The sequence below is a fragment of the Moraxella sp. CTOTU48717 genome, from assembly GCF_032057165.1.
GTDB lineage: Bacteria > Pseudomonadota > Gammaproteobacteria > Pseudomonadales > Moraxellaceae > Faucicola > Faucicola tetraodonis.
The window spans coordinates 38,261-56,099 of record NZ_DAMBBC010000008.1; the positions used below are offsets into that span (position 1 = coordinate 38,261).

At 43.3% G+C, this 17,839-nt stretch carries 26 protein-coding genes; 21 read left to right on the forward strand and 5 right to left on the reverse strand.

Annotated elements, in window-relative coordinates; genetic code table 11:
• Nucleotides 1-3 precede the first annotated feature (3 nt).
• The 19 genes from RT084_RS06280 (at nt 4) to RT084_RS06370 (ending at nt 14,069) form a co-directional block, all read left to right on the forward strand.
• Nucleotides 4-291, forward strand: a complete 288-nt coding sequence (locus RT084_RS06280; protein WP_313098255.1) for a hypothetical protein — start codon at nt 4-6, stop codon at nt 289-291.
• Nucleotides 288-1,451, forward strand: coding sequence for a hypothetical protein (locus RT084_RS06285; protein ID WP_313098259.1), 1,164 nt, complete (start codon nt 288-290; stop codon nt 1,449-1,451). The genes RT084_RS06280 and RT084_RS06285 overlap by 4 nt, the downstream gene beginning before the upstream one ends.
• Nucleotides 1,448-2,023, forward strand: a complete 576-nt coding sequence (locus RT084_RS06290) for a hypothetical protein (protein WP_313098262.1) — start codon at nt 1,448-1,450, stop codon at nt 2,021-2,023. The genes RT084_RS06285 and RT084_RS06290 overlap by 4 nt, the downstream gene beginning before the upstream one ends.
• A 62-nt stretch (nt 2,024-2,085) precedes the next feature.
• Nucleotides 2,086-2,292 (forward strand): DUF7736 domain-containing protein, encoded by a 207-nt coding sequence (locus RT084_RS06295; protein ID WP_313098265.1) that lies wholly within the window; start codon nt 2,086-2,088, stop codon nt 2,290-2,292.
• Nucleotides 2,293-2,331: 39 nt separating this feature from the next.
• Nucleotides 2,332-2,688 (forward strand): hypothetical protein, encoded by a 357-nt coding sequence (locus RT084_RS06300; RefSeq protein WP_313098268.1) that lies wholly within the window; start codon nt 2,332-2,334, stop codon nt 2,686-2,688.
• 3 nt (nt 2,689-2,691) lie between these two features.
• Complete coding sequence (locus RT084_RS06305) at nt 2,692-3,111, forward strand: hypothetical protein (RefSeq protein ID WP_313098271.1); 420 nt, start codon at nt 2,692-2,694, stop codon at nt 3,109-3,111.
• A 5-nt stretch (nt 3,112-3,116) separates the two neighbouring features.
• Entirely contained in the window at nt 3,117-3,743 is a 627-nt protein-coding gene (locus RT084_RS06310) for a hypothetical protein (protein ID WP_313098274.1), read from the forward strand.
• Nucleotides 3,744-3,897: 154 nt separating this feature from the next.
• Nucleotides 3,898-5,715 (forward strand): hypothetical protein, encoded by a 1,818-nt coding sequence (locus tag RT084_RS06315; protein WP_313098277.1) that lies wholly within the window; start codon nt 3,898-3,900, stop codon nt 5,713-5,715.
• A gap of 63 nt (nt 5,716-5,778) precedes the next feature.
• Entirely contained in the window at nt 5,779-6,300 is a 522-nt protein-coding gene (locus tag RT084_RS06320; RefSeq protein ID WP_313098280.1) for a hypothetical protein, read from the forward strand.
• An 86-nt stretch (nt 6,301-6,386) separates the two neighbouring features.
• The gene (locus RT084_RS06325; protein ID WP_313098283.1) at nt 6,387-6,668 is read left to right on the forward strand and encodes a hypothetical protein; all 282 of its coding nucleotides are present in this window, start codon (nt 6,387-6,389) and stop codon (nt 6,666-6,668) included.
• Nucleotides 6,669-6,829: 161 nt separating this feature from the next.
• The gene (locus RT084_RS06330; RefSeq protein ID WP_313098285.1) at nt 6,830-7,225 is read left to right on the forward strand and encodes a hypothetical protein; all 396 of its coding nucleotides are present in this window, start codon (nt 6,830-6,832) and stop codon (nt 7,223-7,225) included.
• Nucleotides 7,226-7,231: 6 nt separating this feature from the next.
• Nucleotides 7,232-7,963 carry a hypothetical protein gene (locus RT084_RS06335; protein ID WP_313098288.1) on the forward strand — a complete coding sequence of 244 codons (732 nt, stop codon included), beginning with the start codon at nt 7,232-7,234 and terminating at the stop codon, nt 7,961-7,963.
• Nucleotides 7,964-8,138: 175 nt separating this feature from the next.
• Nucleotides 8,139-9,521: a hypothetical protein gene (locus RT084_RS06340; RefSeq protein ID WP_313098291.1), complete on the forward strand. Its 1,383-nt coding sequence runs from the start codon at nt 8,139-8,141 to the stop codon at nt 9,519-9,521.
• Nucleotides 9,522-9,535: 14 nt separating this feature from the next.
• The gene (locus RT084_RS06345) at nt 9,536-10,549 is read left to right on the forward strand and encodes a hypothetical protein (protein WP_313098294.1); all 1,014 of its coding nucleotides are present in this window, start codon (nt 9,536-9,538) and stop codon (nt 10,547-10,549) included.
• A gap of 148 nt (nt 10,550-10,697) precedes the next feature.
• Entirely contained in the window at nt 10,698-11,225 is a 528-nt protein-coding gene (locus RT084_RS06350; RefSeq protein WP_313098297.1) for a hypothetical protein, read from the forward strand.
• A 23-nt stretch (nt 11,226-11,248) separates the two neighbouring features.
• On the forward strand, nt 11,249-11,662 hold the full coding sequence (locus tag RT084_RS06355; RefSeq protein ID WP_313098302.1) for a hypothetical protein: 414 nt from the start codon (nt 11,249-11,251) through the stop codon (nt 11,660-11,662).
• Nucleotides 11,659-11,991, forward strand: coding sequence for a hypothetical protein (locus RT084_RS06360; protein WP_313098304.1), 333 nt, complete (start codon nt 11,659-11,661; stop codon nt 11,989-11,991). Before RT084_RS06355 ends, RT084_RS06360 begins: the two co-directional genes overlap by 4 nt.
• Complete coding sequence (locus RT084_RS06365) at nt 11,975-13,441, forward strand: hypothetical protein (RefSeq protein WP_313098307.1); 1,467 nt, start codon at nt 11,975-11,977, stop codon at nt 13,439-13,441. The genes RT084_RS06360 and RT084_RS06365 overlap by 17 nt, the downstream gene beginning before the upstream one ends.
• Nucleotide 13,442: 1 nt before the next feature.
• Complete coding sequence (locus tag RT084_RS06370) at nt 13,443-14,069, forward strand: hypothetical protein (RefSeq protein ID WP_313098312.1); 627 nt, start codon at nt 13,443-13,445, stop codon at nt 14,067-14,069.
• 69 nt (nt 14,070-14,138) lie between these two features.
• Here the strand turns inward: RT084_RS06370 and RT084_RS06375 are convergent, their stop codons facing one another.
• The 5 genes from RT084_RS06375 to RT084_RS06395 form a co-directional block, all read right to left on the reverse strand.
• Nucleotides 14,139-14,507 (reverse strand): hypothetical protein, encoded by a 369-nt coding sequence (locus tag RT084_RS06375; RefSeq protein ID WP_313098315.1) that lies wholly within the window; start codon nt 14,505-14,507, stop codon nt 14,139-14,141.
• Nucleotides 14,508-14,627: 120 nt separating this feature from the next.
• Nucleotides 14,628-15,641 (reverse strand): AcrVA2 family anti-CRISPR protein, encoded by a 1,014-nt coding sequence (locus RT084_RS06380; protein WP_313098318.1) that lies wholly within the window; start codon nt 15,639-15,641, stop codon nt 14,628-14,630.
• Entirely contained in the window at nt 15,638-15,829 is a 192-nt protein-coding gene (locus tag RT084_RS06385; protein ID WP_313098320.1) for a hypothetical protein, read from the reverse strand. The genes RT084_RS06380 and RT084_RS06385 overlap by 4 nt, the downstream gene beginning before the upstream one ends.
• A gap of 149 nt (nt 15,830-15,978) precedes the next feature.
• Nucleotides 15,979-16,290 carry a hypothetical protein gene (locus RT084_RS06390; RefSeq protein WP_313098323.1) on the reverse strand — a complete coding sequence of 104 codons (312 nt, stop codon included), beginning with the start codon at nt 16,288-16,290 and terminating at the stop codon, nt 15,979-15,981.
• Between the two features lie 10 nt (nt 16,291-16,300).
• Nucleotides 16,301-16,525 carry a hypothetical protein gene (locus RT084_RS06395; RefSeq protein WP_313098327.1) on the reverse strand — a complete coding sequence of 75 codons (225 nt, stop codon included), beginning with the start codon at nt 16,523-16,525 and terminating at the stop codon, nt 16,301-16,303.
• Nucleotides 16,526-16,737: 212 nt separating this feature from the next.
• Here RT084_RS06395 and RT084_RS06400 point away from each other — a divergent pair, with 212 nt between their 5' ends.
• Nucleotides 16,738-17,355, forward strand: coding sequence for a hypothetical protein (locus RT084_RS06400; RefSeq protein ID WP_313098330.1), 618 nt, complete (start codon nt 16,738-16,740; stop codon nt 17,353-17,355).
• Nucleotides 17,355-17,822 carry a hypothetical protein gene (locus RT084_RS06405; protein WP_313098333.1) on the forward strand — a complete coding sequence of 156 codons (468 nt, stop codon included), beginning with the start codon at nt 17,355-17,357 and terminating at the stop codon, nt 17,820-17,822. The genes RT084_RS06400 and RT084_RS06405 overlap by 1 nt, the downstream gene beginning before the upstream one ends.
• Nucleotides 17,823-17,839 lie beyond the last annotated feature (17 nt).

The following is a 17,839-nucleotide window of genomic DNA, read 5'->3' on the forward strand; positions in this document are numbered from 1 at the left end:
AAGATGCAAAATATCTATCATAATGCCATCCGTGACTTGGTTGACCTAAGCAGTCGCAAGGGTAAAACGGGGCAGTGTGTTCGTTATGAAATCGGCACCGATGAAATCAATGACCCAACCTTGGTGGCGTATCGGGTATATGGTAATCGTGATGACTATGACGTGATAATGGTGTGTGCGGGAACCAACACCATTTATCAGCCATTGCCACAGCAAGAAATCATCCTACCCACTAGGATGCAGTTAATCGCGCTAAAACGCGCCTATAAGAGCGTGACATCGATACTATGACCACAATACCCATGGATGCGCCTGACGGTACTAGCTACCAAGACTTAATCATGGCGGGTATGTCGCGCGAGCAAATCCGTATTTATCGTGAAAATGCCGCCAGACAAGCCACAGAAAGCACCCGTCATGCTAGTAGTCACAATCAATACATGGATGACATTCAAAAAGCCATTCATACAGGTGAGCGCTTAACCAATGATGCGTTAAAAAGGCTCATCAAAAATGCCAGAAGCCAATCCGGTATTGATGCAGGCGAGCTGCTAGATTTTACCCTGGGTAACACCCGCGTCAACCGTAGGCTATCGCAGCAAGCAGGGCTTAAAAACTCATTGACCCCAGCCATGTTGTCTCTCTACATGGCGAACATCAAACAGGCGCGCAATAGCTTTGTTGGCGGTATATCGCCGCGCCAGGTAATCAACCAATCTCGTGCAAAAGACATCGAGCGCGCCAACAAGCAGATATTTTTAGCATCCACCTACAAACGGCAAGGCAATGTTGTTTATTTTATAACCAATGCCGGTGTTGGTAGTAAATCGAAAAACCACTATGTCACCGTGCAGCTGCTCGACTACCCATCTTTGATGGTGGGTAGAAGCACCATGCCCACCTATCAAGAAATCAAACAATTACTTGAGCATGGCAAAATCAAGTTTGATTGCGATTGTGGCCGCCACCAATACTGGTATCGCTACATAGCCACTATCGGTAAGTTTAATTTTGGGGCGCATGAAAATCGCTACCCATCCACCCGCAACCCCAAGATAACAGGCGTTGGCTGCAAGCATGTATTGCGCGTCATGCATACGCTTATAAGCAGTTATGGCGTTGAAAAAATAAAAGGTTACATCCGTAGCGACTTGGCAAGCGGCAGCGGTAAGGCGTTATCACAGCGCCAAACAGCCGCGCAAATCAGACAAGAAGCGCGCGCGCAAGCCAATCCTAGGGCAGCTGAACATTGGCGAAAGCAAATAAAAATCAAGCTTGAAAAACAGCTAAAACTGGCGTTTAAATCGCTAACGCCATTACCCAGTCAGCAGCAGTACCAAATCATGCAGCAAATGCAGCGCGTGGGCATTAAGTTTAGCAAAGAGCAAAAAGCAATGTTTGAAGCGTATCAGTCAAGCTTAGCGCCATATCAGAATAGGAACAGAAAATGAGTTTACGAGTCGAGACAAACCTAGTAGCGGATGGCAGACGTTTGGCGAGCCGCACTATCGTTTTGCAGTCATTGCTATCCATCCCATGCTTTGCCTTTCGCAAGGTCATCTTGCCAGTACCTAACAGTGATTTTCAGAACCGAACCGATGAAACCTGGGGCGGGCTTGGTGTGTCGAGCGACGTTAAGATGGATGAACACGCCTTCGATTATGAGCCACTAGGTCATGCCATGCTTGCTATCGAGCAGTTTATCGGTGGTTCCGTGTATGACAACAATATGCTTATTCAGCCTGATGAGGTGTCAATGGCGGGGCAGATTGAGCCATACGATATCAACTTAAAGGGCAGAGAGCGTCTGACCAACATCCCTACCTGGCGTCCTAAAAAAAGTGATATTTTTTGTTTGATGCTTGCTGAGGACAGCTATATTTACATGGAGTGTGTGGGTCGCACCGGCAGTAGCATGATGGCTGATTTTGGGGTTAAATATGTGTTTAACCAAAAATTTGATTTAGATTTCTTGCCCGCGTTTGATGAAAGCAAGATTGATGACAAAACCCCACTTGAATAGCCGTTGTGTTTTTGCATGATTGGCTTAAAATATCTGTATCAGCAACAAAGGACAAACAAGCTATGCAGCAACTAACCAAAGAGCAAGCAATCATTTTAACTGGGTTCACTGGCATTGGAATGGTTCAAAATACCAGTGATTTTCATGAGGATGTGGAAAGGCGATTGGGGCGACCCGTATTTACGCATGAATTTGCAGACCCGCATGGTGAAATCAAAGAAGCGTACCGCGCTGATTTTGAAAAATTGGTAGGTCAATTACCTAAATAATCATCACTATATACCAAGCGAATTATCTGCGGAGTGGGCATGACCAATAAAACGCAATTAATGGAATTAAAAAAAGAATTAGACAGGCGATTCACAGAAGGCTATAAAAGCCTTGTGGGTTATTCTAGTGATGGATTGCCACCAACTCTCATAACCAACGAAATGCATGCACACGCCATGCACTGCCTAAAAGATATTATTGCAAGCCAAAAGGCAGTAAACGAGCTTTTAGATAACCAAGCAGATAACTTTATAATGGTTGAAATACCAAAGGACGCAGATAAACAGTATGTCGAGCAGTTTATGTCTGGAATGAAGCCACTACCGCAAGATTGGAAGGTAGTAAGAGTGGGTGAATTATCTGAACCTACCAATATTTACGAAGCCAAGGATTAGCAGATGACCGAAACAATCATCACAGGCGGTATGGCTAACGGAAAGTCGTTTCGACTTGAGCAAGAAAAATCAGCGTTAAGCCGAATAGCCACCAAGCAATATGAGCGAAGCCAATATTTAGATTTTGGTGATAGAGTTGACCATCATTACCAGGAATGTAAAAAGGTTTTTAACAGAAGCCCAACCTATCTTTTTATAACCTTAAAGCAGTTTGAAAACCTAAAACTAGGCTTTAATCGCTTAAATACAAGCATGCTTAATCCGAATATTATTTATTGGGGTGATAACACACAAGTGGTTATTAATAACGCTATTGACGAGCCATATTTTTTAGTGAAGCATGCTAACCGCAATCCTAAAATAGATGGATTTATGATGACCAAAATAGGCATATTGTCTGATATGCTAGACCTTGGAAAATAACACCAATGAATAAAATCGCATTAAACCCCTCGGACAACTTTGCAGTAGATTTGCGCCGATATTGCCAAGACTATGACCATTTTATGCTGGGCAAAGGCGCGAATAACATTGACATGACTTATCGGTATTTTCAGCATCTAAGATACCGATTTATTGATAGATTTTTTACTGAGCCGCAAGTTTTTGTTTTAAGTGAGTTGTATTTTCACGGCATGATGATTGACCCAAATTGGGATTGGCGTGGGCGCTTGAGAATTGGGGATGGTAATAAGCCAAGCAGAATTGGTAGTATCGATGTGATTTTTGCCAGTGGTCAATGCACCCCATCATTTTTTCTGTTAAGTGAGGTTGTAACCATCGCTAAACAGGTAGAAAACCAAAAAGAAAGCTTTTATGTTGAGCGAGTACAACCATTCCTAGATGAAGCGATAGCTGATGAAAGGTTTAGAATCATGACCTATGAAGCAATTTATAATGGTGCACCCAAATACCACTTGCCCGCATACCGCCCCAAATTAGTTAGAATTGATGTATCAGCCGATATGGCTAAAGATTTTAAAGAATTTTACGATAAGTTTTATAATAAGCCAAAATTCATTGCAGAGCCGTGGAAGCTAACAGAGATAATTTAACGCCACATAAAACACCCCAACAAACCCTACCACCGAGTAGGGTTTTTTGATGCATCAAAACATTGGAACACCCCCCTAAGCACTCATCTAGCTACTTTTAACATAAGCATATCCAAACCTGATTAAATCCATCAACTAGCACAGGATATGTATTATGGATAACCAAGAAGCTTTAAAACGCAACAAATTCGTCCAAGATGAATTGTATGCAACCAAGCGTTTTTTGTCGGAGTTTACCGACAAGCGCAAAAACATGACCACGATTCAAGCGTTTGACAACATCACCGCTGATGACGAGTCGCAAGAAAAATTACCAGAGATTTTGAAAAAAATCCTTAACTCAAAAAGCGTGGTCGAAGGTGGCGATAAAGCACTTCAACATATCTTTGATGGCTTAGAAATGGGTATCGAAGAATATCAGCGCCGCAATGGTGGCGATAATCCACCTATTGAGTCGATTTACGCTGGTATGGCTATGGCATACAATGGCTTTATCGAAAACAGCAAAGACCCAGAAGCACAAAAGGTTATTGCTCAGTACGATAAATTGTCATTTGACCATCACGAATCGTTATCGGTAGTGCCAGCAGCAATCCAAGTCACCTTAATGACCAACATTGCATCAAGCTTGCCTATTGTCGCTCAGTTGCCAAACCCTATCGGTTCAAATGAAGTGCCATTGCTATTTGGCCAAACCACTGCCAATATGCGTATGGGTGTTTTTGACGCGGGTGATTTAATCGATGGTTCTAAAGCAGGCTTACCTTATCTTGAAAACCGCCATACACTGGTCATGCAAGCAGGTGCTGGCGCAGGTGAGTTTAAAATTACGTCTCGCGTTGGTTATAACGCACAAAAAGACGCAAACGGCGCTACTAAATTTGTCATAGATGACTCAACCAAAGTCGCACCATACCTAGGTGGCCGTGTGGTTATTTTGGTAAAAGGAGTACCAGTTGCGCGTGATGACAGCAAATCTCACGCCACCAAGTCAGGCATTTCATTCATTCAGCCAATCGATGGTCAAGCAGTTGATATTGACGGTAAAAAATATCTGGTGAAATCTGGTAAAGCGGATTTAGACAATCATACGGTTACAGTAACCTTTGATACTTCCGCTGGCAATGAAGCGCCCGCTAAAGATGAAGTCGAAGTGCAGTTGGTGTTTGACTATGAGCGCAAAAACGCAGAAGGCCGCCTAATCTTGACCCCACCAGGGCTTGATTTAACCTATGGGTCATACTCAATCTTTGCAGCACCAATGCGCGCGTTTATTAGTGCCTCGATTGATGCCATTACCCAAATGCGTAACGAGCTTGGCTTGGATTGGAATGGCGCGGTATTGGCTATCGTTCAGCAAAAATATAACCTTGAGCAAACCGCGCGATTATTGCGCGAAACTCGCCGCGCTTGTTTGATGCAGCAAAAACACAGCTACATCATCGACCTTGATAAAGACGGTATTGAGTTTGATTCAGTTGAAGGCAAGTTGGCAGCCGCCAAGGGTTCACTTCTTAAAGCCAAGGTATCTATCACCCAAATGACCAATCGTGCAGTTGGTGCGGTTGATTACTATGTGTCGGATGCTGGCGCGGTGTATTTTAACTCAATGGATGCCAATAACTTTAGACCGACAGGCGTTGCGTATGGTGATAGCTCAAGCATTTACCGTATCGGAACCTTGATGGACGGAACCAATGTATATTACATTCCAGACAGTCTAGGTGTGTTTGACAATACCACCAATAACGGCAAAAACGCTGAAATTTTGGTGCTACCACGCCCAACAATGCCAGAAACCGCGCCATTTATTGGTATGACCGCAGTACCGCCTATCGCCTTAACCGCAAACGGTGAAATGTTTGAAGAACAAATAGGCGTATATGCGCGTATCAGCGCTGAACATAACCCAAATCCGCTATATGCCAATCAAGCAATGCTGATTAAAATTATGAACGTGCCAAGCTTATAATTTTCACAACCTAGGCGGTCAAGCATCGCCTAGGTTTTTTTAATAATAACTAGGATTGACGCCATGACAGATACCACCCAAAACACAGAACCTACCCAAACTAGCGCTCAGATTGTTACCGACAAGGTTGCTGATGACAAAACCGCGCCAGTTGATGAAAAAACCAACACAAAAACCGATGATGCATCCAAAGTCGCTCAAGATGATGACAAACCCACCAAGCCAACTAAGACTAGCAGAAAAAATACAGCTATCATTAATGATAGTATTATTGCCACTACTGCTACTAGCCATAGTGGTGACAAGCCTGCTGATAATAACCTTGGCACTACCGCTACTACTGCTACTGATACGGTAAAACCCATTGTTAAAGATGCTGATAAACCTGCAGCTACAAGCAGCGATGACACAGTTAAGGTCACTAATGGCTGGCATGATAATTTGCTTGAGTCTGCTACTGGCACAATCTTGCCACCTGGCGAAACTACCGAAATCAAAGCAACCAAAAAAGCAAACCGAGAACGCATCTTGAGAAATCTTGAGCAAATCAATTTTATTCATGGGAATAAACTGACCATCGAATAACTGGAACACCCCCTAACGTAAAACCCAAAAATGCCTATACTAAGTCAATACTTAGGTAGGCATTTTTTTATGCTAAAGGAAAAACTATGATTCAATCAAAAATCTTGGGTGAAGCAGCGGGTATTCAGTACCAAGGCGTAAAAGACGAGTCCGAAGTCAATCAAACTGGTGGGCTCACTACTGGCTATTTCGTTGGGCGTTTTAAGCGCGGCTTTATGAGCAAACCATTTGCCGTGACCGCCACCAACTTTCAAGCACTATTGGGCTATGACCCCAGTAACCCTGATTACTTGGCGGTAGAAGACGCATTTAGTCGCGGTATTCCTAGTTTACAGGTGGTAAGGCTTGGTGCGCTAGAAAAACGATAATTGACGTACCGACACCAAAACCAACAGACCCAGAGCCGACGCCGACACCGACACCGACACCAACACCAACACCAACACCAACACCGACACCGCCAGATATCGATTACACGCCTGAAACTGGCGCAGATGGTGATTGGGAATAGCGCACAAAGGAAAGCATTATGATTCAATCAAAGATTTTAGGCGAAGCGGCTGGCATCCAGTACCAGGGAGTGAAGGACGAATCCGAAGTCAATCAAACTGGTGGCATTACCACAGGCTACCTTGTTGGCTATTTTAAGCGCGGCTTTATGGGTAAGCCATTTACCGTAACTAAAGATAATTTTCAAGCGCTGTTAGGTTATGACCCTAGCAATCCTGATTATCTGGCAGTAGAGGATGTATTCAATCGCGGCGTACCTAGTTTACAGGTGTTAAGGGTTGGTTCGTTTGTCGATAGCGGTTCTGATTCCGGTAATGGCGATGGCAGTAATGGCAATGGCGGCAATGGCGATGGTGGTGGTAGTGAAGACCCTAACGACTACATCCCTCAACCTGTTGGTGGTGATTGGGAGTAATTTTTTATGAGTACAGGACATATCAAACTTTGGTGGTCGGTTAAGAAGCAGCCTGATAGTTTTAATATCTATCATTCATTATCGCCTTTCAGTCCTACCAACTTGCCAGTACCGGTAGCTACTGGGTTGGCTGCTACCACGCGCGAGTTTAGGCATTTAGACCAAGAACATCAATATGACCATTACTATCGTATTGCTAGTGTTAAGAATGGCCGTTTATACGTCAGTAGAGGTGTTTTGGTTAGGAAGAAGCCTATTCAATGCATACCAACATCAATAACGGTTGATAACACATTTGAAATACCTGGTGATAATTTCCACTTAACCGTGAATCTTGGTGAAGAGGATGTCGTATTAAGGCAAAATTTCTCTAACGGTGTGCCTTATACATGGAATGCAACACCAACAAGATACGCACCCAAAACTGCCGCTGCTATATTTTGGCGATTGCTACGCGATGGGCTTTTTGGCGCAGTTGTTAGTGAAACGTCTAGGATGGGCGCGTATTGGCTAACAATGAATGGCGGGCTTTCTTTTCCTTTTCAGCATGTTGATTCGGAGTTAGTTGTTTTTAGTGGCTTGCCTAGTGCTGATGAATTAGATGAAAGTACGGTTCTTACAATTAAACCTAGCGTGGGTATTGATGGCATTGATATTTATGATTATTTGCCTCGTAAAGAAAATCAAAATGAAATCAAAATTTACTCTTGTGCTATAGGTTTGCCAATGGCCACTTAATCGGAACGCACCCTAACGCCAAACCCAAAAATGCCTATACTAATTCAATACTTAGCATAGGCATTTTTTATGCCCAAATAACCCCTTTATACCCCTTAAAACATTGGAACACCCCAATAGCTCGATAAATCATAAAGCCTATACTGATAAAAAATCACCAGCATAGGCTTTTATCATGAATGATACTATCTATCTTGCCTTGACAGCCGCGGGCTTTGCGATATCCAAGGCTGACAACTCATCTGCATTATTGCAAATTGCCATGACAGGCAATTATGTGTTTGATAAAAACGCACAAGTCGCTATTCGCGTAACTGACAGCAAACAGTCCATTACGTCCGATGACCCATTAAATAACCTGGTATTTAAAATCACCTTCAAGGATAAAGTTGATGGTGGCGTGATTACCGAAATGACGGGCAAGTTATTTACCGGTGGCGGCATTGATGCGCTTGAAGCCACTTACGGCAAAAACTTTTCCGCTATTGCCCAAAAGCTTGATTTTTATGGCGCTATGGATAATGACAATGATTTTTTTGATGTAGTCGAGACCAGATACAACAAAGCACAAGTGGCAGCTATTACCACAGCACTGACTGCGGCAGGTGCGTTAAATTCACTTAACAGCTACCGAGTGAAAGAAGTCGTATTGGATGTACCAGAAACAACGGGTGACTTGACAGCGGATGTCACGCCAGCCGCGCTCGAAGCCATGATACTAAAATCGGCTCAGCGCCCAAATTATATCGCGCTTTGCAATTTAGATGACTTGCAGATTATCGAGGCGCTTTGCCATGTCATCGATAAGCTTAATATCCATTTGTTTATCGATGTGGGGTATATGACCGACTGGCGAAATGTAGTAGCGCTAGTAAACAGCCTTGACTATAACGACCAGCGCATCCGCATTTTATGGAACCCAAACAAATCACGACCCAGTAGCGCATCAACCGTTCTTTCGCGCCAAAAATGGCGTCCATGTGTGGGTGATTACCTGGCACAGCATTTGCTTCGCAATGCGATGACCAATGAAAAAGGTATCCCACCATTGCATGTGCCGATTGGCGGTTATGACTTCCCTTTAAATTTTAAAGGCATGAAGCAGCTCGATGGTGTAGAACTTGATGATGAGGCGCAAAATGCCTTAGCAGAAGCTCACGTTATCGTGGTGTTGAATGAACGCTACCAAAACAGCACGCGCTGGGTTTATGGCGATGTATTAACTCAGCGCGACAGTAAAAGCAGCGTTTTACGCCTAGCAAACGCGGCTGAAATCGAGACGTTTACCGCCAACAATGTCATTGATATTGCCAAAAAGCATTTACTCAAACCTATGTCGAATTACATCGAAAAGGCAAATGATGAATGTGCTGATTTTCTGGATGATTGTGCGTCAGCGGGCTTGCTTGTCAAGTCAGATGATTTAGGCGGCCTTTACTATGCTGTCAGCATCACTCCAAAAGCCGATAAGCCTTTTGAAGCCGTTGATATTGAACTCCATCGCCGTCCAGAAGGCGCGGCACGCCAAGCTTATCTCAAAACCACCGTCAACAAATAACAGAGGAAAAAACCATGTTTGGTATTAATACAAAAATCGCCCAGCAGCAACGTGAACGTCAAATCGAGCAATCGCAATTTGACGGCATCAAAGAAGCGGCTGAGCAAATCCAAGCGCAGCATGACCCGATTGCTGAGCGCATCGCTATTAGCGCGATTGCTAGTATGCGTATTGCCGCCATGAGCATTGTACTTAGCACAGCGCTAATCGTTACCGAAGGTCAAGGCGATATCGACCCAGAAGATGAAATGTTGCCTAGCGAAGTGCTAGACAATCTCACGCTTGAGCAAGTCCAAGAAGATGATGAAGATGATGATACTGAGATTGACCCAATGGTCAAATCGGTATTATCAGCGCATGTTGCGGATGCGTTTAGCTCGCTCGGTGTTGGGGATGATGTCATCAATGATTTATTTGCAAGCGATACCGATGTTGCGGACACGGCTATTGAATCAGCTTGCCAAACCGTGGTGGAAAATCTACCTCAAGATGGCGACCCATTGGATGAATTTGTGATGGCATTTGCGTTTGGTTATGATGCCGAAGCATTGGTGGCTGGCGGTTCTGATGAATACACAGAAGAAGGTTACGACAGTGCCATGTTTGATGCGGGCAATAAAAAACCGCTAAGAGCCGGTTCTACTACCATGAAGAAAACCAAATTCGGTAATTTACGCTATCAAGGCGTCAGAGTCATGCGCCATGGCAAGAAAGTGGTTGTCAATAAGCGTATTGGCGGTCATGTTCGCCTATCAGCCAAACAAAAAGCAGCGCTTAAAAAAGCGCGCCGTAAAGCGCATAACGGCTTGGCATCAATGTCGCGTGTTAAGTCAATTCGCCACGGTATCTCACAGTTATACCACAAAACTATGAGCGCTAAAGGCCTTAATTTCATGGCGGCTATTTCTGGCCAAAAAGTGGATGCTAAAATCGGTGCAAAAATCGTCAAAGATTTTCGCAAGGCGCGCAATAACGATAAGGCAATGAATGGCTTGATGCGCCAAAGTCAACGGATTATTGGTAGCTAACAAACCCTAAAAACAGTCGTTAAGATTGGTTTTACCCGCTATTCCCACGGCGGGTTTTTTATTGGCCAACAGATAAGGAACACCCCACCAAAATACCCACCAAAACCGCTTACAATCCCTATCAGATACCAATCATTAAGGATTACCCATGAAGCTTGCAGACTTAACCGAAAAAACACCCCTGGTCAAAGATTTTAGCCAATATTTAGCCAAATCAGTAGGTGAGGCGATTGTCACTATTGTTGTCAATAAAGCCAAACGCATATCAGGCGTATCAGCGACCCCGGTTAATTTTAATTTAGAAAATGGCCAAGTTGTCACTACCTATATTCGCGTGGTGGATGATAAGTTTGATATGTATCGCGTTGATGTTAATGGCAAGCAGTTGCCCACAACAGGCGACCTAGACAACGAGTACAAGCCTTCGTTCAAAAAGTCGGTGGATGAAATTGCCAACTTTGTAAAAAGAGGTCAAGCGGGTTTTGATAAAAAACAAGCATCCATCAAGGTTCGTGTGGCAAGCAGCAACCGCAATGCCAGCGTTAGCATGGCCAAACAGATACAAGAATTGAAGGTGCAGTCTAAAGAACTGGATAACCAACTGGCCACCGCTGAGCAAACCGAAAAAACCTTGGTCGAACAGCTTGCTGCAGCTAAAAACAATAAAATCGCTTAACTGTTAGCCGTTTGGGGTAGTTTATGGTAAATGCATACATCGTCGATGCTTTCTTGTCATTTTGGCTGTGGCTTGTATTGGCCTGGCTATGCGTTAGCGTGGGTAATAACATCAAAAAACTAAACCACATGACCGATAAAGCGTTATTTGCATACGCAGTGGAAGCATTGGCCAAACGCAGCGTTATGCTGAGCTTGCCATTTTTATCAACCTATGCTTTTTTGATGTATCGCTTTGGCAGCTTGCTTTATCAAGCGAACATGGGCGGCATAGGCGCGATTGGTTTAATGGTGATAATGTCGGTTGGCGGTTTGGGCGCTATTTGGCTAAAGGTACTATTGGTGCTAATCATGCATAGTGATTACGTCAAGGCAAGCCAGCAAATCGATGCGCTGAAAAAATCTAGGGATGCCGCACCCAGAAGGATGCCGACATGATTACCGCTGAAAATATTAAAGCCATGATAGACCACTGGCTATCCACGCCAGTTAATGGTTATTTTGGGCAAAGTTATGGCTGCAATGTTCGAGACCAGCTATTAAAAAATTTAAGCAGTTTTAGCGCTGATAGATTCATTGAAAAAATGAAGGCGGATATTCCTATTTTGGGTGAGCTAGATAGCAGTCAATTAAGCATTGTAAGTCAGCAGTCAGGCTTTGAAAATGTTTATATTTACATCAAGCTTGGCAATATTTTAATCGAAGTTGGCAGCAATAATACCGAGCAGGACTATAACCAGGACTTTTACAATGTTACAGCGAGCTAATTTAAAAAACATCATATTAAGCGCATTAAATGATTATCCAGATATCGCTGAGCGCTATTTGGTGGGCGACCCCACTGTTACCGCTATGCTAACCGCAGTCCAAGAACTCGGTATTGCTTTATCGGCTGATAACGATATTAATATCATCGAGCCTTTTATCAAATCAAAAGATAGAACCATCATTGCTGATGCAATCAATAAGGGCATTTTGCCCATCGCTTCACCTTGCCAGTTTGCGTTGACGATAGAAAACGACAGCCGCGATAGTATCAGCCTTTCACAAGGCCGCGTCATCGAGGATGGTACTGGCAGACAGTGGCGGTTATTATCAGCCATCACCATTGCCGCAGGCTCAAGCCAAACGGTTATTTGTGAGCAAAGTACGGTATCAATTACCACAGTCACCATTCAAAACAGTGAGCCGTTTTACCGGTTCACTTTACCGACAGTGGAAGATATTTATATCGCAGGCGTTACCGTTGAAAACAAGACCACTAATACAGTGTTTAGCTACGCGCCCAAATTCATGAATGCTTTGGCGGGTGATGCGGTTTACACTATTTTTAGTGATGATTTTAAGTCATTGGTTGTAATGCTAGGCGATAGCGAGCGAATCGGACAGACCGTGCAAGCGGGTGATACATACGAAATCACCATTACCCAGTCATACGGCTATGTTGATATTAATGGGTTGAAACAGGCATCGCTTGAGCAGATTTACTCAGAAAATGAAACCTACCTTAATCTTTATTTTAAGTATGGCGGCTTGGTACGCAGTGGCGCATACCCGCTAAGCGTTTCCCAGTTGAGATTGCTGGCGAGCTATCCATCGACGTATGACCAAAATGCGGTATTCATGGGTAATTTTGATATGCTAGTACGCAGTCATTTTATGAGCCGTTTTGGATATATGGCCATTTGGAATGAAACCACGCATGAGAAATTTTACGGGGCAAGCGTGGACAACATCAATCGTTTAAACTTGGCAGTGGTGGCCAATAACGCATCCGAGCAAGCCACCCTGGTTAATGATATTCGCCTATTGGTAGCTAAGGCGGACAGCTTGTTAGAGGGCAGAGTGCGAACCATGAGTGTTACCGAGCGCCCTTACCAGGTAACTATCAATGCCGTGTTGTCTGGCGTGCATGATACAGATAATGTCAAAACCCAAATTACTGAGTTGCTATTATCAAAGTATGGCAAGGGCACTATTTCGGCCAGTCATCCCAATGCCGATGGTTTTAACCGTCAAGAGATTGCCACGCTTATTCGCAACAATATCCCCGCCTTTCAAGACCGTATTAGCGACTTTACTGTGATTGGTGAAGATGCCAGCAATAATAAAATAAAGCCGCATGAGTGGCTGTATGTGAGCCGTGATAGCATCCGCATCAACATTTCCCGCACCGCGGATGCGGGTAATAGTTTATGGACACTGGGGGCGCTTTAAATTGAGCTTATTAAACCGAGATATCAGCGCCAGTGACCTAAACACGCCAGTCGATAAAAGCCATAAATACAATGAGCTTGAAGCAGCAATCGCCAGTGCAAATCGCGCCATGCTGTTAGCCATGTTGCCTGATATGGTGGATATGCACCAATACGGAACGCCATTTCTGGGCAGTAAAAACGTCGTAGAACGGTTTAGCAAGCTCAATGGCTTGGCTGTGTTACGGCGCAATGATAGTGGCTTTTCTGATACCTTGATGGCGATTATTTTGGCAAACTGGCAAAGTTTGGCCAGTGAGCGCGGATTGGCTTTTTTGCAGTTTGTACTCGATATGCTTTATCCTGGGCAAAATAACATTGTACGCCTATGGCATAGCAAAAAGCATTTAAGCCAATACCCTAATTATATCTATGAAACCCAGGCAAGCGATAGATTTTTAACCAGTCGCATCCGCATCGCCCTGGATAATGAGATTGACACAAAAGAATTGGCTGAGCTTGCGCCCGTGTTTCGCCGATTGGTGCCTTGGCAGATTGTCGCTGACGTTGCCATTAATTTTGATATCCAAGAGCAGGCGCTTGGATTGGCGGCGGTAGCTGAGTGCTACCATGTAGGGGATTTCACCTAGACATAAAAAACCCCGCAGTGCAGCGGGGTTTTTGATAGGTTTAATAGCCAAACTTAGTGTGTTATTGTCTTAACCTAAATTTTGTATATTTAAAATGCAATTTCTTGCATAATTTTCATCTTTTCCAGTTGCAAACATCACATCGCTTATAATTTTTTGTTCTTTTTGTTTTTGATAAGCAATTAAATCGGTTTGCTCAAACTCACTGACAAGGCTAGGTTCACCAAAAATCATAGCTAAATCACTATCAACTTTTTCATAAGGTTTTAAAACAACAATGCCATGCAGGGAAGCTGCCGCAATTTCATTATTGCTTAATTTTTCCTTTAGTTTTTGTGCTTGCTCAGCAGTATCAACCAATTGATACAAGCCATCAACAATTACAGCGTACTTATCAGAATCATTGTTTGTATTATTCATTTTGATTAATTTAGTCATTTCAAAGTCCTTATTTGGTGTGTTTAAGTTGCCAGATACAAACAGCACTTCGTATCTGTTAATTCGTATAATATAGTAACCCACGTTACCTAGCAAACAAGACAATGTAACGGATTGTAATTAACTTGCGTTAACGAAAATAGCTGGCCACCAATAGATTTTAAATTGCTTGTTTTGCCCTGTGCCACTCCAAACACCATGCCAGTGACCACGGCGGATATGCGGGCGTTTGCGTGATGATATACGACTATCGCCACTGCCTAAGCGCTCATTAAACGTGCGTATCTCACCACCCAGACGCTTACCGATATCATAGATTGTTGGTTTATCCGGCGGAATAAAAACGCCTGTTTTTTTGTTGACGCGGTATTTTGGCAAGCGCAAAGCATCTTTGTTGACCGGCTCGCCTTGGATGTTTGATATATCAGGTTCTTCAGCGCAAAGCCATAGCAGCATAGATAACAGCATCTTTAGCATATCAATATCTGACTTTGCATAATTCAACGCCACAATAGGGTCTATGTCTTTCTCTGCTTTATAGGCATCATTTATAGACTGCTCAACCGTTTTTCCATTGTCTATCGCCATTTCGATAATTGGGGCTAAATCATCCGAGTTACCACCTTCAATATTAACGTATAACTTTAAAATCCTTTGGTATTTTCCATTCAAAAAAACCAAGTCGTACAAAGCCCAAAAACCTATTATTTTAAGCGCAACACCTTCTTTGACAGTTTCCATGTAGTTCAATGCAGACATATCCATATAGACACACCATTCTGGCAACCTTGAGAAAATATCTACTGGTGTTTCTACTGGGACGGGCGATTTAACGATATCTTGGATAATATCTTTGTCTATCGCATAGATTCCAAGGCTATTACGCCAAGCGCCAAACACATGAAGGTCGCTCATATACTTGTGGGTAGAATATCTTAAATCGGCTAGATTATTCGTGCCTACCATGCAGTATTCCTGATAAACACTTGGCGAAAATCTAACGACTTCATACATGGGGCAAAACACCCCGTTTTCAGGCTTATTTAAAACCTGCCATTGCTGCATCTGCCGGTAAATTTCTTTGGCTTCGGGATTGGCTTTGTTAAAAGCGTTCATCTTTTCAAAAGGGTTCATGCTTCACCTCTCATGGCTTGCTCAAGCGCCGCCAAAATGGTGCGCTTATCGCCACCTTGGGATTTTAACCATTCAAAAATTTTCACCTCTCTTTCGTCATCAAGGTAAAAATCAACATAAACCTTCGTTGCTTTTCGCTTTTCTTTATAGCGACCTGTTTTAGCCACATTTCTATTTTCGTTTGACATAGGGCTTATTCCTTGTTAATATTTTTTCATCTAAACGCCAGGCGTCGTAAGATTGTCACTTTGTTTAGTGTGTTTACCACCGCTTAGGTGGCTTATTGAAAAACCCCATGACAGCACATCAAGGGGTTTTGCTTTTTTGGCTGGCGATTTTAGTAATGTTCGTCAGCGTTGTCATTCAGCCAATCATAGTTATTTTCCACGCCCATTCCTTCAAGAATAGCCATGACCTCATCAGCATTTAGATTTTCATAAGCAAATCTTTGACCTTCTTCATCATTCCAGTAGGCTCTGCTTGGGCTTGGTATAGAGGCATTGCATGATTCGTCGTTGCCGCTTAATTGAATCATAAATTTATCATCAATCCCTATATTTGCAGAGTAGCTGCGCACTGTTTCGGTTTCTGTTTCAGAGATAGCGCGCTCAAAAGACTGTTTAAAGAATTGAATAGCCGTGATTTTCATAATCCACCCCTTATTCAGCATAAACATAGTAAGAAAAATCACCGTCAGCATTGGCAATGCCAGCTAAATCAGCTAAGGTGAAATAAGCTGAGTTACGTTGGTTGTCATCTTTGCTATAAAATGCGTATGCTTTATTTCCAGCTAATAAAACATTGGCTTTGCGGATTACCATGCCATTTTCACGGGCAAATTTACGCGCTTGTTTAACAGCTTCATTTTGGGTTACATAAGTCATTTTTACATCCTTATTTAGTGTGTTTGATTAGGCATCAAGTGAAATCAGCACATTTCGTCTTGATGGGTTTATAGTAACCCACGTTACCAAACTAGACAAATAAATATTTGTAAATTTGTGTAAACCAACAAAAACGGTAAATCGGAACACCCCCAAAAAAAGCTCGACAAATACGGCAAACTATCCCTATCACTAAACCATAGGGATTGCCCATGAAAACCAAATCACCAAATCTTGCGTTTTTACGCGAAAAATACCAAATCGCCAAGTCACTTGGGGCGCCAGCGCTTGCTTGTAATGCTGTCTTGGTTCCTGACAACTTCCCAAACTTGCAGCTGCTGTTTCAGAACTTCACCCGACCCATCATAACCAACAATGATGCCGCTGACGTGGATTATGCTTGGGGATTGGCAGCGCATACACCAGGCGTGGCTAAAACCAATTATGAAACATCCGTGACCGCCATTGAAACAGAAACAGGGCAGGTTGCCAATTTTGCACAATGGCTTGTTGATAATGGCGGCGAAATACCGTCATGCACTGTGATTTTTGGTGGTAGCGATGGCACTACTGCAACCGGTGCGATTTTGTATAAACTCGAAGACGTGGCAGTTACTTTTGATGGCGGTGGCGATATTGACGCATCAAGCCGTTCACAAATTCTCACTGTCCAAGGCAATATGCGCTATATGTTTTTTGGCAAAAACGCTAACTTGGGCGCTGCTGGCACTCAAGCTTTTGCTTCATTGAATCAAAGCCTAGCAAACAACTCTGGTGTTAGTGGCGCGATTGATGGCTTGGTTCAGCTTGCTATGAATGGGTTTAAATAATGCAGCTACAGCAAGTACGCTTAGAAAATGGGGTTAAACAATACCCCATTGCAATTACTGGCACCATTCGCCAGTTTTGCCAAACGCTATATGACGAACTGCTAACGAGCGGTTACTCACTGCTACCTGATGATATCGAAAATATTGCGCTTACCAACGTCAAAAAATTGGCTGGGTGGGCGAGATTAGATGCTCAAATGTTAGACGATGATAGCATTGACCCCGCTTTTTTTGAGCTGACTTTAGATATCAGCTTATTGGCAGATGAGTGGGTATTGGTTGAGCCGGTCATCCGCGCGCACTGCGACTTACTACAAGCAAGGCGCATGGAAGGCAGTCAAGCCATGGGTGTTCAAGCGTTTGGCGTAAGCAGTAGCGAAGCCAATCAGATATACCAGGGATTGCTTGAGCAGATGAAAAAAGAAGCCTTTATTCACGAGCCGTTTAACATTGAATTAGGTGATTAAAAAATGAATGCAAAAGA

What these genes read in the sequence shown, in the direction of transcription:
- RT084_RS06330 (WP_313098285.1), top strand. Translation starts at nt 6,830, where the DNA reads ATGATTCAATCAAAGATTTTAGGCGAAGCGGCTGGCATCCAGTACCAG.
- RT084_RS06395 (WP_313098327.1), bottom strand. Translation starts at nt 16,525, where the DNA reads ATGACTTATGTAACCCAAAATGAAGCTGTTAAACAAGCGCGTAAATTT.
- RT084_RS06310 (WP_313098274.1), top strand. Translation starts at nt 3,117, where the DNA reads ATGAATAAAATCGCATTAAACCCCTCGGACAACTTTGCAGTAGATTTG.
- RT084_RS06285 (WP_313098259.1), top strand. Translation starts at nt 288, where the DNA reads ATGACCACAATACCCATGGATGCGCCTGACGGTACTAGCTACCAAGAC.
- RT084_RS06360 (WP_313098304.1), top strand. Translation starts at nt 11,659, where the DNA reads ATGATTACCGCTGAAAATATTAAAGCCATGATAGACCACTGGCTATCC.
- RT084_RS06295 (WP_313098265.1), top strand. Translation starts at nt 2,086, where the DNA reads ATGCAGCAACTAACCAAAGAGCAAGCAATCATTTTAACTGGGTTCACT.
- RT084_RS06350 (WP_313098297.1), top strand. Translation starts at nt 10,698, where the DNA reads ATGAAGCTTGCAGACTTAACCGAAAAAACACCCCTGGTCAAAGATTTT.
- RT084_RS06365 (WP_313098307.1), top strand. Translation starts at nt 11,975, where the DNA reads ATGTTACAGCGAGCTAATTTAAAAAACATCATATTAAGCGCATTAAAT.
- RT084_RS06335 (WP_313098288.1), top strand. Translation starts at nt 7,232, where the DNA reads ATGAGTACAGGACATATCAAACTTTGGTGGTCGGTTAAGAAGCAGCCT.
- RT084_RS06345 (WP_313098294.1), top strand. Translation starts at nt 9,536, where the DNA reads ATGTTTGGTATTAATACAAAAATCGCCCAGCAGCAACGTGAACGTCAA.
- RT084_RS06325 (WP_313098283.1), top strand. Translation starts at nt 6,387, where the DNA reads ATGATTCAATCAAAAATCTTGGGTGAAGCAGCGGGTATTCAGTACCAA.
- RT084_RS06340 (WP_313098291.1), top strand. Translation starts at nt 8,139, where the DNA reads ATGAATGATACTATCTATCTTGCCTTGACAGCCGCGGGCTTTGCGATA.
- RT084_RS06390 (WP_313098323.1), bottom strand. Translation starts at nt 16,290, where the DNA reads ATGAAAATCACGGCTATTCAATTCTTTAAACAGTCTTTTGAGCGCGCT.
- RT084_RS06405 (WP_313098333.1), top strand. Translation starts at nt 17,355, where the DNA reads ATGCAGCTACAGCAAGTACGCTTAGAAAATGGGGTTAAACAATACCCC.
- RT084_RS06305 (WP_313098271.1), top strand. Translation starts at nt 2,692, where the DNA reads ATGACCGAAACAATCATCACAGGCGGTATGGCTAACGGAAAGTCGTTT.
- RT084_RS06380 (WP_313098318.1), bottom strand. Translation starts at nt 15,641, where the DNA reads ATGAACCCTTTTGAAAAGATGAACGCTTTTAACAAAGCCAATCCCGAA.
- RT084_RS06400 (WP_313098330.1), top strand. Translation starts at nt 16,738, where the DNA reads ATGAAAACCAAATCACCAAATCTTGCGTTTTTACGCGAAAAATACCAA.
- RT084_RS06355 (WP_313098302.1), top strand. Translation starts at nt 11,249, where the DNA reads ATGGTAAATGCATACATCGTCGATGCTTTCTTGTCATTTTGGCTGTGG.
- RT084_RS06315 (WP_313098277.1), top strand. Translation starts at nt 3,898, where the DNA reads ATGGATAACCAAGAAGCTTTAAAACGCAACAAATTCGTCCAAGATGAA.
- RT084_RS06300 (WP_313098268.1), top strand. Translation starts at nt 2,332, where the DNA reads ATGACCAATAAAACGCAATTAATGGAATTAAAAAAAGAATTAGACAGG.
- RT084_RS06375 (WP_313098315.1), bottom strand. Translation starts at nt 14,507, where the DNA reads ATGACTAAATTAATCAAAATGAATAATACAAACAATGATTCTGATAAG.
- RT084_RS06280 (WP_313098255.1), top strand. Translation starts at nt 4, where the DNA reads ATGCAAAATATCTATCATAATGCCATCCGTGACTTGGTTGACCTAAGC.
- RT084_RS06385 (WP_313098320.1), bottom strand. Translation starts at nt 15,829, where the DNA reads ATGTCAAACGAAAATAGAAATGTGGCTAAAACAGGTCGCTATAAAGAA.
- RT084_RS06320 (WP_313098280.1), top strand. Translation starts at nt 5,779, where the DNA reads ATGACAGATACCACCCAAAACACAGAACCTACCCAAACTAGCGCTCAG.
- RT084_RS06290 (WP_313098262.1), top strand. Translation starts at nt 1,448, where the DNA reads ATGAGTTTACGAGTCGAGACAAACCTAGTAGCGGATGGCAGACGTTTG.